At 70.7% G+C, this 14,771-nt stretch carries 10 protein-coding genes; 4 read left to right on the top strand and 6 right to left on the bottom strand.

The genetic code is table 11. The features are described from left to right. Window positions 1–119: 119 nt before the first annotated feature. The 5 genes from BC793_RS52515 to BC793_RS50410 all read right to left on the bottom strand — a co-directional run bounded on the left by BC793_RS52515 (window position 120) and on the right by BC793_RS50410 (window position 3,094). Entirely contained in the window at window positions 120–929 is an 810-nt protein-coding gene (locus BC793_RS52515) for a CAP domain-containing protein (protein WP_275416290.1), read from the bottom strand. 283 nt (window positions 930–1,212) lie between these two features. Then, window positions 1,213–1,815 (bottom strand): nucleotidyl transferase AbiEii/AbiGii toxin family protein, encoded by a 603-nt coding sequence (locus BC793_RS39565; protein ID WP_239170550.1) that lies wholly within the window; start codon window positions 1,813–1,815, stop codon window positions 1,213–1,215. Between the two features lie 50 nt (window positions 1,816–1,865). Beyond that, entirely contained in the window at window positions 1,866–2,144 is a 279-nt protein-coding gene (locus BC793_RS39570; RefSeq protein ID WP_239170549.1) for a hypothetical protein, read from the bottom strand. Between the two features lie 118 nt (window positions 2,145–2,262). Next, window positions 2,263–2,568 carry a hypothetical protein gene (locus BC793_RS39575; protein ID WP_109601739.1) on the bottom strand — a complete coding sequence of 102 codons (306 nt, stop codon included), beginning with the start codon at window positions 2,566–2,568 and terminating at the stop codon, window positions 2,263–2,265. Continuing rightward, window positions 2,558–3,094: a Panacea domain-containing protein gene (locus BC793_RS50410; RefSeq protein WP_170167331.1), complete on the bottom strand. Its 537-nt coding sequence runs from the start codon at window positions 3,092–3,094 to the stop codon at window positions 2,558–2,560. Before BC793_RS50410 ends, BC793_RS39575 begins: the two co-directional genes overlap by 11 nt. A gap of 545 nt (window positions 3,095–3,639) precedes the next feature. Between BC793_RS50410 and BC793_RS39585 the strand changes: the two genes are divergently transcribed. Together BC793_RS39585 and BC793_RS39590 are read left to right on the top strand one after the other, a co-directional pair. Continuing rightward, complete coding sequence (locus tag BC793_RS39585) at window positions 3,640–4,974, top strand: GNAT family N-acetyltransferase (RefSeq protein WP_109601741.1); 1,335 nt, start codon at window positions 3,640–3,642, stop codon at window positions 4,972–4,974. Window positions 4,975–5,022: 48 nt separating this feature from the next. Further along, entirely contained in the window at window positions 5,023–5,472 is a 450-nt protein-coding gene (locus BC793_RS39590) for a GNAT family N-acetyltransferase (RefSeq protein WP_203896536.1), read from the top strand. A gap of 28 nt (window positions 5,473–5,500) precedes the next feature. Here the strand turns inward: BC793_RS39590 and BC793_RS39595 are convergent, their stop codons facing one another. Continuing rightward, window positions 5,501–8,905, bottom strand: coding sequence for a PQQ-dependent sugar dehydrogenase (locus tag BC793_RS39595; RefSeq protein WP_239170548.1), 3,405 nt, complete (start codon window positions 8,903–8,905; stop codon window positions 5,501–5,503). A 233-nt stretch (window positions 8,906–9,138) separates the two neighbouring features. Between BC793_RS39595 and BC793_RS39600 the strand changes: the two genes are divergently transcribed. Together BC793_RS39600 and BC793_RS39605 are read left to right on the top strand one after the other, a co-directional pair. Next, window positions 9,139–11,199, top strand: coding sequence for an MMPL family transporter (locus tag BC793_RS39600; RefSeq protein WP_239170547.1), 2,061 nt, complete (start codon window positions 9,139–9,141; stop codon window positions 11,197–11,199). Window positions 11,200–11,230: 31 nt separating this feature from the next. Continuing rightward, entirely contained in the window at window positions 11,231–14,767 is a 3,537-nt protein-coding gene (locus tag BC793_RS39605) for an NACHT domain-containing protein (RefSeq protein WP_275416292.1), read from the top strand. Window positions 14,768–14,771 lie beyond the last annotated feature (4 nt).

Raw genomic sequence — 14,771 nt, forward strand, 5'->3', positions numbered from 1 at the left:
AATTGACGAAATTACGTCACCGAACGTGGATCCTGCCAGCGCCCATGACGCGGCTCACGAAAAACAGTGATGCCCCAGCCGCAGGGGGATCGGCTGGGGCATCACAGGTCCTACGGAATTCAGCGACCGAAGACCTGGGTGTAGTACGGCGTGCCGTCGGCGGTGTTCGCGATGCCGACACCGACGGTCGTGGACTCGCAGTTCAGGATGTTCGCGCGGTGGCCGGCGCTGTTCATCCAGCCGTCGACGACCTCGGCCGCGGTGCGGTAGCCCATGGCGATGTTCTCGGCGGACGGCTGCGCGTAGCCGGCGGCCTGGGCGCGCATGACGAAGGTCGAGCCGTCCTTGCCGGTGTGCGAGAGCGTGCCGGTCTCGGCCATCCAGGCGCTGTGGTCCCGGGCGGCCGTGGCGAGCTGGTCGTTGACCGTCAGGACCTCGCACCCGTTGCCGGTGCGCTGGTCGTTGACCAGCCGGTTGATCTCGCCTTCCAAGGTCTGCCCGGTGGAGTCGCCCGGCGCGGGCGTGGCCGGGGCCGGCATGTCCGGGGCAGGAGTGGCCGGAGCGGGCGTGGTCGGCTCAGCCGGTAGGGGCTGACCCGGCATGGGCTCTCCCGGGAAGGGCTGGCCGCCTACGGGCTGGCCCGGGTAGGGCTGGCCGGGGAAAGGCTGGCCCGGGAAGTGCTGGCCGGGGTAAGGCTGACCGGGGAAGGGCTGACCCGGGAGGTACCGGCCCGGGGTGGGCCACGACGGGCCGCGCCCGCCCGAGCCCTTCCAGTGACCGTGGTTGCCCGGGCCCGGCTTCCAGTGACCGCCCGGGTGCGACTCCGCCGGGGCGGCCTCGGCCGGGCTCGCGATCATCGTGGTGACGCCGAAGGCGGCGACCGGGGCGAAGAGGGCGGTCACGGCGAGGCGGCGCAGAGCGAGACGCAAGAGCGGACCCTTTCGAAGTACGGCACCCGCTGTCTGCGGGCTCACCAGTGACTTCGGCGGGGCACCCGGGCGCGATGATCGCAGACGCGGTGCTGGTTCGTCGCCGAACCGTTGCAGGCTCCGGACCCGGGCGAGACGCCGGGAGAGCAGTCAGGCCACCCGCTCGCAGCTGATGCCGAGACTGGCGTGGGCCGCGGAACCCGTTCACGTCCGTCCATCAGTGCCGACCGTGCCGGGTTGCGGCGTGAAGGGTCACATGCGCAGACCGATCATCCGGACCGGGTCAACGAGGCCAATCCTGAAATCGCGCCCGCAGGAGCTTCACCTGCTCCGCGTCGAGACCGTAGGCACTGAACGCCCGGTCCGGGGTCTCATCCAGACGGCGGCCGGCCGCGGCCACGTCCTCATCGAACATGCCTGGATCCACGGTTTTGGCCAAAGACACCAGGGCGGCAGGGGACAGATCGGCCAAGAACGCGGCCACGTCTACGAAGTCACGGACCTCCGCCCGGTTCGCCAGCGCGGCGACCTTCCACGCGATCAGATCGTCGACGGCCATCACCCGACCGATATCGAGCACCACCGGCTCCCGTGTCCGCTGCAGATGGCCCAGACTCAACCGCACCTGTCCACCCGCCGGGCCAGGACGGTACGCAACCAGTTCAGCCATCAGATAGTCGAGACCTTCGACGACGTCTGAGCCGGTATCAACCTGTTCGACGGCGATGCCCGCCGCCCGGAGGGCTTCGGTGACCGCCTTCGCCGCGGCGGCGATGCTGGAATCCTCATCGCCGAACACGTCCACGTCCTCAGTCGGCCGCGACACGATCCCGTGCAGGATCAGAGCCAGGCCCCCACCGAGAACGAACCCGAACCGGTCAGCCACCGCAAGCGCTGTCCGGGCCACCTGCAGATGAAAGGCGTCGACCCCGCCCGTCAAATGACCGGAACCGCCGCGAGATGCGGATGAACGTCCTCCCACGCCCGCCGCACCCCACGGGGCAGGTACAGCCGCGGCCACAACTCGAGCAGCAGGTCCCGGTTCAGCCAGGTCTCGAGTTCGGCGGGCCGAACCGCCTCCCGAAGCACGATCTCGTACAGGCGCAGCCGATCGTAGGTGTCATCCAGGTCGAACCGGCCCGCCGGCGCCGGAGCCCACACCATCCGGTGCGGCAACTCGACGACCCCGGAGACCGGGCCGTGCAGGTCGCTCATCTCGGCAGCGACAAGAGCACGCCGACCGGGCCGGCTCAGCCGGCCCGCTGACGTCGCTGCACGGGAACCCACGACAGCCACGATACGCGGCCCCGCCTCGCGACAGCAGTACCGCAGGTCAGGCTGGACCGAACGGCGGCGCCTGATAGGCGAAAAAGCTGCAAGTGGCGGTCCTGGCCTCCGTGTCGACGCGGAAGATGCAGGTGACCATGTCGACGCCGCTGTGGGTGCCGGGAATGACGGCGAACCGCCACCCCGGCATGTTCGTCAAGCGTTGGCCGACATCGGCGTTGTCGAGTAGGTGGAGAAGCCAGCTTCCGATGATGATCAGTAGATCGGGTGGTGGCTTCTCCTGCTGCTCGAACTGTTCCAGCCTCGGACCGAAGTCGATGAGGTCCCACGGCTTCGGTCGGTCACGGGGCACGAGAGGCGCGTCTCCTCGCTTCGTCGATGCGGGCCTGGATGCGGTCACGGGAGTCCGGCACGCCCGCGCCGGCCGGTTCGTTGAGCGCCCGCTCGGCGAGTCCGGTCAGTTGGTTGCTGCTCAACAGCGGGGCCTCGTCCGGGTCGTGGGCTGCCCTGCCGAACCAGTCCTGCAGCCACATCCACTCGATGCGGGGGTCGTCTGGGCGGCTGGCAGCCAACTGCCACGGGTCCGAGGCCCAGATCAGGGTGCGCAGTTCACCGGCGGACAGGCCGCCGTAGCGGGCCATTACCCGGTCGACGGTGGCGAGCAGTTCGCCGGTGGGCGGCTCGGTGTCGCTGTCGTCGAGTTCGTCGACGTGGGCACCGCCCGCAACGGCCCAGATCGGTTCGGCGAACAGCGGTTCGCCGAGGTCGGCGAGGTGATGGCCTTGGCAGAAGAACAGCAGGCTGTGCGTTTTGCCGGCGCCGAGTCCCGTGCGGCGAAGGTGCAGTGCGGCGGTGATGGCGTGGGCGCTGGAAGTCACCGCGGCACGGTAGAGCGGGATTGATGACCGAGTCACTGGACCGGTCGGACCGGTCAGGTGGGTCGCAACAGCCGATACCGCCGTTTCGGGCATCGAACGCACCTCCCCTGGACTGCCGTCATCACGAAACGTATCGATGGGGTTACTGCTTTGGTGTCGGATCGAGGACTGGTCGGGGTGGGGCATCTCTTCTCCATCTGCAAAGTCGGCGGCTTGTGATCGAGTGCTTCCCGTGGGGAGTCGCGGCGGGAGGTGGCGCCGACCGGCTCGCCCATCCTGGCCTGTCCCCTGTCCTCTCCCTGCAGAGGAATCCGGCGTTGAAGCCGAGGTTGCCGGTCGCCAGCAGCAGGCCGTGGTCGGCCGGCGGCGGGATGACGGCCTGGGCTTTGCCGCTGATCACCCGGAGCCGGTCGGCCGCCGGGCGGGGCCCTCCGAAGGTCTTCTTCCGCTGTGGTGAGGTGCTGCGGCCGAAGCTATGCAGATGTGCGGGACACGGACTGGACACCGCCTGGATGCGGCTGGACCGTCCTGGTAGAACGTAAGCTATGACTTCGGTAGACACTCGTTACACGGTCCGGGTGGGTCGGGCGGAGGACGCGGCCGGCCTCGCCACCCTCCAGGCGTCGACGCAGTTGCAGCCGGCTGGCGGCGGCGAACCCCATCCGGGCATCGAGGCGTGGGTACTCGACCTGATGGACGGCCACCCGACGGTCACGCCGGCCGACTTCCTGGTCGTCGAGGACACCGCCACCGGACGGCCCGCGGCGAGCCTGGTGGGGCTGCGCCAGGACTGGTATCTGGGCGGTGTGCGGCTGCCGGTGGGCCAGGTGGAACTGGTCGCGACCGACCCGGGGCACCGCGGGAACCGGCTCACCGAGCTGCTGTTCACCGCCCTGCACGAGCGGTACCGGGCCGACGGCGTCACCCTCCAGATGATCGAGGGGATCCCGTACTTCTACCGGCGGCTCGGCTACGACTACGCCCTCGCCGACGACGGTGCTCCCAGCGTGCCCGCCGCCTCGCTGCCGACCGTCGGGAGCAACGGTTCCGGTGCCGGCCTGACGGTCCGGCCGGCCGGCGTCGGCGATGCGGACGCCCTCGCCGCCATCGACCGGCGCCTGACCGGTGATCCGGTGCTCAGCTGCCCCCGCGATGCCGGCACGTGGCGGTACGAGATCGCCGGGCGCCGGGCCGCCGACTTCGCCCGCAACGAGGTCGCCGTGCTGGTGGACGGCACCGACGTGTGCGGCTACCTGGTGCACAGTGTGCAGCTGTTCGGCGCGGGCGAGCTGGTGCTGTTCGCCGCGGCCTGCGACCGGCCGGCCGACTGGACCCGGGCCGCCCCGGCCGTGCTCGCCTACCTCGGTGACGTCGGCCGCCGGTACGCCGCCGCGGCCGGGCAGCCGTTCACGCTGCTCCGCCAGCGCCTGAGCCCGCTCCACCCGCTGGTGCGGTCCGGGCCGGCCGGGGTGCCGAAGCGGCCCCGCGGCTGGTACATGCGGCTGACCGACCCGGTGGACCTGCTCGACCGTCTGGTCCCGGTGCTGCGCGAACGCTGGAACGCCGCACGGCTGCGCTGGCCGGAGCCGGCCATGACGATCGACACGTACGGGCGGGCCGCCCGCCTGGAGTTCACCGACGGTGAGCTGACTGCGGTGACTGCGGTGACTGCGGGCCGGCGCTCGGCCGACCCGTCCATCGACCCGCAGACCCACGCCGCCGTCCCGCCGGCCGCGCTGCTGCAGCTGGCCCTCGGCTACCGCACCGTGCCCGACGTGCTGGTCACCTGGCCGGACTGCGTGCTGCGCGACCGCCTCACCGAGCATTTCCTGACCGTGGCGTTCCCCCCGGTCGAGGCACGGCTCTGGCCACTGGCGTGAGCGTGGTCCGCTCGACAACGTCACCGGCGCGCCGCCATGATCGGGGTCATGGACTGGGAGCTGACGACCGCACGGCCCGCCGACTATGACCGGATCGTCGCGGTCGTCGACGACTGGTGGGGGCGCCCGGTCGCCGGGTCGCTGCCGCGGCTGTTCCTCGACTGTTTCCACCGCACCAGCCTGGTCGCGCGGGGTGCCGACGGTGCGCTCGCCGGTTTTCTGATCGGGCTGTTCTCGCCGTCCGAGCCCGGCCGGGCCTACATCCACTTCGTCGGGGTCGCGCCCGCCGCGCGCGGCTGCGGCCTCGGCCGACACCTGTACGAGCGGTTCTTCGCCCTCGCACGGCAGGCCGGCCGGGTCCGGGTGGGGGCGATCACCGCGCCGGTCAACACCGCGTCGATCGCGTTCCACCGCAGCATGGGCTTCACCGTGACGGGGCCCGTCGACGGCTACGACGGGCCCGGCAAGGACATGATGGTCTTCGACCGGGCCCTATGACAGGGCCCGGTCGCGCCGGGGACCCGGCCTACGAGGCGTAGATCGAGTACTTCCCGGTCCAGCGGGTGGAGGCGCCGAACGCGGACGGCCAGGTGCCGAACGTGCGCGGCGTGCTCCAGGCGCCCTGGCCGGCCGTACCGGTGTCGTAGCTCATGTTGTTGTCGCCGTTGGTGTTGTACATCAGCCAGTACGCCGTGTTCGGGGCCAGGGTCGCGGTGATCGGGCGGGTGTTCCAGGCGTTCGCGGTCAGCGTGCCGGACGTGCTCGACGCGACCAGGGTGCCCGGCGAGCCGTTCGCGTCGGTGTAGACCGCGACCTGGTACTGGTTCGCCGGTGCCGCCCGCACGGTGGTCAGGTGCACCGATATCCGGCTCACCGGGAGCGCGGCGGCGCCGTTGACGAACCGCGAACCGTTCATGTAGTTCATGTCGCCGGCATCGATCAGGGTGCCGACCTGGTCGTACCCGAAGCGCGGTGCGGCGGGGTCGACCGTGGTGAACGAGAACTGATGGTCGGCGGCGAGCCGGTTGCCGGCCGTGTCGGTCACGCCGGTCCGGACGGTCACGGTGTACGGGGTGGACGCCGCCAGTGCCGCCGACGGCGTGATCGTGGCCGCCTGCCCGGCGGTGTCATAGGTGACGGTCCGGTTGAGCAGTGTGCCGCCCGGGCCGCGCAGTTCCAGGTTCGCCGGGGTGATCGTCGCGGCTGCCATGGCCTCGCTGAACCGGACGGTGACCGGTGCGGTCAGGGCCACCCCGGTGGCGCCGCCGGCCGGGGTCGTCGAGGTGACCGCGGGTGCGGTGGCGTCCGGTCCGGCGGTCGCGTAGAGGGAGAACTTCGCGTTCCACCGGCTGGACGTCCCGAACGTGGCCGGCCAGGTGCCGAACGTCGTGGCGGAGGTGCTCCAGGCGCCCTGATTCGCCGTACCGGTGTCGTAGCTCAGGTTGTTGTCGCCGTTGGTGTTGTACATCAGCCAGTACGCGGTGTTCGGCGCCAGGGTCGCGCTGATCGGGCGGGTGTTCCACGCGTTCGCGGTCAGCGTGCCGGACGTGCTGGAGGCCACCCGGGCGCCGGGTGAGCCGTTCGCGTCGGCGTAGACGGCCAGCTGGTACTGGTTGTTCGGCGCCGCCTGCACGCCCTTGAGGTAGACCGACAGGGAGTTGATCGCCGCCGGGTCGGAGCCGGTGACGAACCGCGAGCCGTTCATGTGGTTCCTGGCGCCGGTGTCCAGCGACGCGCCGACCTGGGTGTGGCCGATGCGCTGTGGCGCGGGGGCGCTCGTGTAGGTCGCGGTGTACGTGGTCGCCGCCGTGGGGGCGGTGATGACGCGGGTCTGCGACCCGCCGTCGGCCCAGGACGCGAAGGTGGAGGCGCCCTGCGGGGACGGTGCGGACACCGAGTTGGTCGACCCTTGGATGACGGTACGGGTGAACGGCGTGGTCCCCGACACCGGTCCGACGGTCAGCTGGAGCCCGGACGGCACCGTGGTGAAGGTCAGGTCGACCGTCTCGGGGTCGAGCCGGCGCGTCACGGCGTGCGTGAGGCCCTCCTGGTCGGTGGCCAGCAGCTTGAGTTCGAGATAGGACGGGTAGTCGTGGTCGGGGGCCTCGAACGACCCGGACGCCACCCCGGTCCAGCTGCGGATGGCGTGCTCGTGGCAGTTGTCCGGTGCCGAGCAGTGGTGCATCACCAGGTCCCAGTTCAGCCGGGACGCGTCGAGGGTGCCCTGCTGCGGGTCGGTGGCGTGGCCGGTGAAGGCGATCGTGTCGCCGACCTTCCAGGTCGTGCCCACGGTCGGCGTGTCGATGATCGCGGTCGGTGCCTCGTTGCCGGGGGTGACGGCGATCGTGCTGCTGTGGGTGGCGTTCAGCGTGTCGGTCACGGTCAGCCGTGCGGTGTAGGACCCGGCCGTGGAGTACGTGAACGACGCGGTGGCCGTGGTGGCGTCGGTGACGCCGTCGCCGGTGAAGTCCCACGCGTACCGCAGGCGTCCCTCGTCGGCGGGGTCCGGGTCGGTGGAGCCGGTTGCGTTGAACGTCACGGTCAGCGGTGCCGGGCCCTGTGTCGGTGACGCGTCGATGACCGCGGTCGGCGGCTGGTTGCCCGGGAAGTAGCGCACCCGGCGGACGGTTCCGCCCAGGTCGACGTAGTACAGCTCCCCGCCGGGGCCGACTTCGAGGTCGACCGGGCTCGCCGCGTCGGAGACGAACGTCTGCACGCCGGCGGCGCTGGGCAGACCACCCGGTTCGGTCGGCAGCGACGCCCAGATGCAGCGGCGTGAGTAGTCGGCGAAGAACACCGCACCGTGGTACGCCGCCGGGTACGGTCCACCGGCGCTCGGGTAGAAGGCCACACCCGTCGACGACGAACTGCCGGTCGGGCAGGCCTCCCCCGCGACGAGGCGGCTCGCGTGGTTCCAGGCGACGAACGGTGCCGTGTGGGTGCCCGCCGGGGCGGCGTAGAGGGCTTCGCAGACCGGCAGGTTGGCGCTGTCGTACCCCGACTGGCGGGCGTTGCCCTCCCAGCACGGCCAGCCGAAGTTGGTCACGCCCGCGGTCGGGTCGACCACCCGGTTGACCTCTTCCCAGGTGGTCCAGCCGGTGTCGGAGATCCAGGTCTCGTTGGTGCCGGGCCGCATGGTGATCCGGTACGGGTTACGCAGCCCGTTGGCCACGATGCGGCGGGTGTCCGGGTCGGCCGCACCGATGTTCGGGTTGCCCGCCGCCGCCGCTCCGGTGGCCGGGTCGAGCCGCAGCAGCGTACCGTCCAACTGGGTCTCGTCGTCCGGTGTCTGGATGTCCTGGGCGCGTAGTGCGCCACCCTCACGGGCCGGGTCGGTGCACGGGTTGGTCGGCGCCCCGGACGGGAACTGGCCGTAGTCGACCGCACTGAAACTCGCGCCGTCCCCGGCGGCGACGTAGAGCATCCCGTCGGCGCCGAAGGCGAGGTCACCGACGGAGTGGCTGGGGAACTGCTGGCACCAGTCGTGCAGCAGCACCTGCTCGGTGCCGGTCATCGTGTTGCCGTCGGCCCGCAGCCGCGACAGCCGGCCGGTGACCACGCAGCGCCCGTCGTTGGCGTTGGCGCAGACGTCGTTCCACACCGGGGCGGTCTGCCCGGGTGGCGCGTCGTAGGTGTAGAGGACGTAGACGTACGGGTCGGCCGGGAACCCGGGCGCCAGCGTCATGCCGAGCAGTCCCCGGTCCCACTGGCTGTGCACGTTGGCCGACAGGTCGGCGAAGACCGTCGGTGTCGTGTCGGCGAGATCGTCGAAGATCTTGATCCGGCCGCCCTTCTCGGCGACCACCACCCGCCCGTCGGACGCGAACTCCAGATCGACCGGCGAACTCAGTCCGCTGAAGACGATCTGCTCCTGGAAACCGGTCGGCACCGCGACCGCCGTGGCGGCCGGCGTACCGACGAACGACGACATCGCGACTACTGTGACCAGTGCGAAGAAACCACCGAGCGCACGCCGAAGCACGGGCATTCCCCTCCCCCGTTCGTGGAACACCAGGCCCTGCGAATATTGATGAATCCTAAATAGAAGGCGCAGGAGCAGGGCGTCGGCTGTCCGACTCGACTGCACGCCGACCGGCCAGAACTGGCCGTACGTCCGGTGGATGGATGTCGATCACCGGCCGGCGTTCGTGTTTGCATTTGTGGATGATGTTGGCTGCGCTGGGCCGTACGTGTGCCCGCCGTCGGTGGCCGGTGCTCGGCGCCTGGCTGGTTCTGATCACCGCCGGGCTGGTCCTCGGCGGCCCGGTCTTCGACCGGCTCACCGACACCGGCGGCCTGCGGCCGGACGCCGAGTCACAGCGGGCCGAGCGGCTCGTCGACCGGTTGCGGCCCGAGGGGCCGATGGTCGTCGCCGTCGTCGGTGGGCGTGACGTCTTCGATCCGGCGCTGGTCGCCGACATCACCGCGGTCACCGCCGCGATCCGCGACATGGACGGCGTCGCGGAGGTCGACGACCTGTACGGCGCGCCGGGCGGCCGGATCGGCGCCGACAACCGCAGTTCACTGATCCGGGTCGAGCTGGAACAGGGTCTGCCGGACGAGCGCCGGGAGCGGGTGGAGGACGCCGTCGCCGCCGCGCTGCACCGCATCGACGCGCCCGAGGTGCTGGTCAGCGGGGAGAGACTCGCCGAGCGGGCGTTCGCCGACCAGGCCCTGGCGGATGCGGCGTTCGGGGAGTCGGTCGCGATCGTCGTGCTGGCGGTCGTGCTGGTGCTGATCCTCGGTGGATTCGTTGCCGGCGCCATCCCGCTGGCCGCGGCCCTGGCGACGGTGTCGGTGACCATGCTGGGGCTGTTCGGGCTGGCCGCGGTCACCGGGGTCAGCCCGTTCACCGTCAACGTGGTCACCCTGCTCGGCATCGGGCTGGCCGTCGACTACGCGCTGCTCGTGGTGGCCCGGTTCCGGGAGGAACGCGCCACCGACCCCGGCGCACCGGTCGCGGAGCTGCTCGCCCGTACCGGCGCGACCGCCGGCCGCACCGTGCTGATCTCCGGGCTCGCCGTGGCCGCGACGATGTTCGGGCTGTCCGCCTTCGCCGAACCGCTGCTGGGTGCGATGGCGCTCGGCGGTGCTCTCGCGGTGCTGCTGGCGACCGCGGCCGGGCTCACCGCCGTACCGTCGCTTCTCGCTCTCGCCCACCGCCGCATCCCGCCGCCCCGGTCCGGCGGCCGGCGGCGTCTGCTCGCCCGGTTCGCCGGGTTCGCGCAGGCCAGGCCCGGCCCGGTCGCGCTCGCCGTCACCGCCGGGCTGCTTGTCCTGTCGCTGCCGTTCGTGTTCGGCGTCAACCTGGAGAACTCCGGTGCCCGGGCGCTGCCCGCCTCCGCCGAGGCCCGCCGGCTTCAGGAGACGGTGCAGCGCGACTTCAGCGGCGGCCAGGCCGAGCCGATCGTCGTCACCGTCGACGCCGACCCGGCCGCCGCCGCGGTCCGGGACCTGATGAACACGATCAACACCCTGGACGGTGTCGTACGGGTGGCACCGCGACCCGACATCACCGCGCCGGCCGCCGTCGTCGACGTCACGCCGGAGGGCGACACCACCGGCGCCGGCGCCCGCGACGTCGTCCGTGCCGTCCGGGCCCTGGATCCGCCGTTCCCGGTGCTGGTCGGCGGCCCGGCCGCGGAACTCGTCGACTACCGCGACTCGGTGGCCGGCCGGTTCCCCGTCGCGCTGCTGGTCGTGCTGCTGTCCACGGTGGTGCTGCTGTTCGTGCTGACCGGATCGCTGGTGATCCCGGTCAAGGCGTTGCTGATGAACACGCTCACCCTGCTCGCCACGCTCGGAACGCTGGTCGTGGTGTTCCAGTGGGGCATCGGCGACACCCTGCTCGGTTTCGACTCGTGGGGCGCGATCGACGTCACCACACCGGTGCTGCTGTTCGTGTTCGTGTTCGGCCTCTCGATGGACTACGAGGTGTTCCTGCTCGCCCGGATCAGGGAGGAGGGCGACGTCCACACCGGCATCGTGAAGTCCGGTCCGGTGGTCACCGCCGCGGCACTCTGCATCGGCGTGGTGTTCCTCGGCTTCCTGCTGGGCGACCTGATCGCGGTCAAGGAGATCGGCTTCGCCATGGCGGTGGCCCTGCTGCTCGACGTCACGGTCGTCCGCGGCCTGCTGCTGCCGGCCCTGATGACCCTGCTCGGCGACTGGAACTGGTGGGCACCGGCCCCGCTGCGCCGCCTGCACCGCCGCTGGTCCCTCTAGGTTGGTGCCGATTCGGCGCGGATCGGCCATGATGCGATGCGTGTGGCGTTGGTGGCGGCGAGCAAGCCGGGTCGGATGGATTCTTTTCGGTGTCGCGGTGGTGGCTGCCGGCCTGGTCGTGCTGGGATCGGCCCTCCTCGCGGACCTCGCCGTCGCCCGACTGGCCGGACCGGACGCCGACCCGGCCGATCTCGCCGCCGCCAAGGACGAGTTCGACCGGTGGACCGGCTGGGCCAACATCATCGCCCTGCCCGTGGGCGGAGCCGGCATCGCGATCATCGCGGTGGAGAAGTTCCTGCGGTCACGAAGCACGGTGACCGACGACGGCCCGCTGATCCGGGCGCTCACGGCCGACGTCGAGAACACCATCCGCCGGGAACTCGACTACCGCCAGGCGGGCGATCCCGCTCCGATCGTGGTGCGATGGTCGGCTACCGGACGGCCCGCCGCCGGCTGGGATGCGGTCCTCGGCGACGGCACCGCCGGGTCGGGGCTGCCGCTGTTCCTGGACGGCGACGCCGTCGACATCGTCACCCGATTCCGTGAACTGCCACGACGCCAACTGGTGATCCTCGGTGCACCGGGCGCGGGCAAGAGTGTGCTCGCCATGCTGCTCGCGCTGGGACTGCTGGAGAACCCGGAGGAGGGTCAGCGCGTGCCGGTGGTCATCGCCCTCAACGGCTGGCGGGCCGACACCGAGCCATTGAGCCGCATCCTGGAACGTGGCCTGGTCGACGGGCATCAGACGATCCTCGCCGACGCCGGCGATCCGGAACGTGTGGCACGGTGGCTGCTCGAGCACCGCCGCATCCTGCCGGTGCTCGACGGCCTCGACGAACTCCCCGCCGCCGGCCGGGCCGAGGCGATCCGCCAGTTGAAGCAGTACTGCGCGCTCGGCAACCACCTCGTTCTCACCAGCCGCGGACCCGAGTACGAGGACGCCGTCCGCTCCGGCGACACCATCCTGACCAGTGCCGCCGTCGTCGAGATCGAACCCGTTGCGGCGAAGACGGCGACGGCCTACCTCTCCTATCCGGAGAGCCGCCGGCCCCTGTGGGAGCCGGTCTTCGCCGTCATGCGCGCCGGCCCGGACGCACCGGTATCGCGTACGCTGACCAGCTCCCTGATGATCGCTCTGGCCCGTAGCGCGTACCAGCGCGATCCGCACCGGCCCGGCGAGTTACTCGATTTCGCCAAGAAGGAACTGGTCGCCCGCCGGTTGATGGACGTGTTCGTGACGGCGGCCTACCAGAGATCAAAAGGCGCCAGGGGTACGGCCAACGCTCGCCGCTGGCTGTCCACCCTGGCGTACCACCTCTACGAGGAGGGAACCCGCGATCTGCATTGGTGGCAGATCCAGCCGGACCTGCTGACTCGGCATCGCCGACTGGCCCGGGTCGTCAACGTGGGGGCCGGCCTTCTCACCGTGACGGTTGCCGCCGCGCTGTGCGGGGCCGTCACCGATGGTGGGAGTGGTGCCATCACGGCGGGATCGGTGGCGCTGCCGCTCGGCCTCGGCGTCGCCACACAGGTTCTCGGTGTCTACCCCATGCGGCCAAGGCCGTTCGGGGTGCGTCTCGGTCCCCTGCCCATCCTCGGCTCCTACCTCGCGACCAGTGTGGCGTGCGGCCTCGCTGTGGGCGTTCTGACCGGGAACTCGGAGGTCGCGGTAGTCGTGGGGGCGACCTTCGGCAGTGTCAGCATGGGCTCCGTTCTCCGTCGATCGGTCCGGCGGAGAGAACCGCGGGACCCCCGATTCGACAACCATCAACTGAGCTCATCGACTATCGCGGTGTTGTCACTGTTGGAGGCGATGGTCGGCTTCGGGAGCGCAGCACTCGTCGGCGGCCTCACCGACGCAATGGTGGCCGCGGCGGTTCTGGGAACGGTGACGCTGCTGGCGACGGGCGGGTGGCGACGGCTGCTGTTCCGGCTCACCCATCTCCGGCTCGTCCTCGCCGGCCGCCTGCCGCTACAGCTGGCCCGTTTCCTTGATGACGCCCACCGGAAACGGGCCGTCCTCCGGCGCGCCGGCGCCGTCTATCAGTTCCGTCACGCGCTGCTGCAGGATCACCTTGCCTTGGTGCAGGCCGCCGACCACACCCGCGCCCTGATGAACCACGGCGACAAGGCGGCCGCGACCCGCCTGACCGCGATGCTCACCACACTCGGGCGATCCGATGAGGTCACCGACCTGCTGCACCACCGATGGGAGAGCGGCGACCGGTACGTCGCCAGACAGCTGGCTCTTCGCCGCATCGAATCGGGACGGAGGGAAGAGGGCCTGCGAATCCTGCGTGCGGCATCGACGGACGACCGGAAATCGGCGAAACGCGACCGCGCGGTCCTCGCCCGCCTCCTCGCCAGGTTCGGCATGCTCGATGAACTCCGATCGCGCGCGGACGCGGGCGATGACGCCTCTGCCGAAAGACTCATGGAATGTCTGATCGCCGCTGGCGAACTCGACGAGGCCGTCAGGCGTGCAATCGATCGATCCGAATGCGATTCCGGGCTGATCCGAAGCCTGGTCGACAATGGCCGGCTGCGCGACGTTCGGACCCTGGCCGAGAGCGGCGAGTATTACAGCATCGAAGGATATCTGGAGCATCTGGTGAAGGACGCCCGGATCGCCGAGGCGGAGGCGTGGGTCGGGACTCTCCCCCGATACCAGGAGCACGGACGACGGCGACTCCACGCGCTGCTGTTCGAGCATGGAAATGGGCGTGCGGCGCTGCGCTCAGCCCGGGAGGCCCATGCCCAGCAGGTGGAGGGAGCCGCGTCGCGGCTGGCTCTGGTGCTCTGCCGCGAAGGCGACATCGAGTCGGCTGTCGAGGTCCTGCGCGGTGAGCCGCCGGAGGACACGATCGCCACCCAGCTCGCGGACATCCTCCTCGACGCGGACCGGACCGCGGAGGCATTCGATGTATTGCGCGATCGACCGGCGGCAGCCTCCCAGTCCGTCGCTCGCCGGCTTGTCGATCACCTGGTCGCCGCATCGCGCGGCGATGAGGCTGTCGCCTACATGCGGGCTCGCTCGGCCGTCCTCCGCCGATTCGCGTTCGGCGAATTGGTCGGTCTCCTCCTTCGACTGGGGCGTCTCGACGAGGCGATCCAGACGGTGCAGGACGGTGCAAGCTATGACGCCGTACTCATGGTGGCCCGGAGCCTTTTCGACGGCGGCCGTGCCGATGAGGCGATCGAGCTTCTGCGCACGATCAAGAACGAGCGTCTGTGGGGCGAGGAAACGGTGGAGATGCTTGCCGAGGCGGGTGCGTTCGATGAGATCGAGGCCCGCGCCGACGACGGGGATCGCGCCGCACTGTACTGGCGACTGGACCGCATGGTCGCCACCGGTCGTGGGGACGAGGCCATCGCCCTGCTCCAGGCGCGGATGACGGGCGACAGGGGTCGCCCGGTGTGGGACCTCGCCAACCTTCTCGGACAGCTCGGCCGGATCGACGAGGCCACCGCGATGATGCGGCGCAGCGCGGACGCAGGTGACAATGACGCACAGGCCTGGCTGGACGCCGCGGACACTGACGAGCCCTTCTGGAAGCGGAACGCCTGACCGA

The sequence above is a fragment of the Actinoplanes xinjiangensis genome (genome assembly GCF_003148685.1).
GTDB classification, from domain to species: Bacteria; Actinomycetota; Actinomycetes; order Mycobacteriales; family Micromonosporaceae; genus Actinoplanes; species Actinoplanes xinjiangensis.

Coding starts and splice junctions, on each gene's coding strand:
- BC793_RS39595 (WP_239170548.1), bottom strand. CDS start 8,905: ATGTCGTCGTTCGTCGGTACGCCGGCCGCCACGGCGGTCGCGGTGCCG.
- BC793_RS39600 (WP_239170547.1), top strand. CDS start 9,139: ATGATGTTGGCTGCGCTGGGCCGTACGTGTGCCCGCCGTCGGTGGCCG.
- BC793_RS39605 (WP_275416292.1), top strand. CDS start 11,231: ATGCGATGCGTGTGGCGTTGGTGGCGGCGAGCAAGCCGGGTCGGATGG.
- BC793_RS39590 (WP_203896536.1), top strand. CDS start 5,023: ATGGACTGGGAGCTGACGACCGCACGGCCCGCCGACTATGACCGGATC.
- BC793_RS39585 (WP_109601741.1), top strand. CDS start 3,640: ATGACTTCGGTAGACACTCGTTACACGGTCCGGGTGGGTCGGGCGGAG.
- BC793_RS39570 (WP_239170549.1), bottom strand. CDS start 2,144: ATGAGCGACCTGCACGGCCCGGTCTCCGGGGTCGTCGAGTTGCCGCAC.